The 332-nt window shown below is 41.3% G+C and carries 1 protein-coding gene; it reads right to left on the bottom strand.

Annotated features, from left to right (window positions below):
* Positions 1-332, bottom strand: a 332-nt coding sequence (locus tag HC175_RS21870) for an HRDC domain-containing protein (protein ID WP_209310187.1), incomplete at both ends; no start/stop codon positions are given.

Below are 332 nucleotides of genomic sequence, written 5' to 3'. Positions count from 1 at the left end.
CGTGTAATATCATTCTCTTCAACATATCGGGAGATCGTGTCAATAAATTCCTGGCCGTATTTTTTTGCTTTCCCTTCCCCTACTCCATGAATATTTCCTAATTCTTCAATGGTTACCGGATATTTTAAGGCCATATCCTCTAAAGAAGGATCCTGAAATACCAAATATGGAGCAAGTCCTCTTTTCTTGGCAACATTCTTTCTAAGCTCCTTCAGTATCTTCACAAGGTTTTCATCTGTTCCTCCGGAACGGCCAGCAGAAACTATGCTGTCACTTCCTCCAACCTCATAGATATGATCTTCAGTCATCATAAAAGAGCCGGGCTGTTGCAG

Source organism: Salinimicrobium oceani (assembly GCF_012037645.1).
This window is presented reverse-complemented; position numbering and strand designations above follow the sequence as displayed.